General features: G+C 51.7%; 1 pseudogene. It reads right to left on the reverse strand.

The features are described 5' to 3' along the window. Positions 1 to 153 (reverse strand): annotated as a pseudogene (locus tag FDX22_RS20990) (oxidoreductase); the annotation flags it as partial. Positions 154 to 209: the final 56 nt, after the last annotated feature.

Raw genomic sequence — 209 nt, forward strand, 5'->3', positions numbered from 1 at the left:
AGGCCGGGCTGCATTGATGGCGCGCTCACCATATACCCAGACGGCGCGTGAGAGTTGATCCTTTGTGAAAAAATCGTTGAGTCTCGACAGGCTGCCGCGATGGGAAAAATAGTTAGCCGGGCCGGTGACGACGCGAATCTCGGTATTACTCATGTTGTGTTGTCCTTTTGGCTGTCCTGTCCAGGCAGGTTATTTTTATATAGACGTCT

The sequence above is a fragment of the Citrobacter sp. TBCS-14 genome (assembly GCF_005280805.1).
Taxonomy (GTDB): domain Bacteria; phylum Pseudomonadota; class Gammaproteobacteria; order Enterobacterales; family Enterobacteriaceae; genus Citrobacter; species Citrobacter gillenii.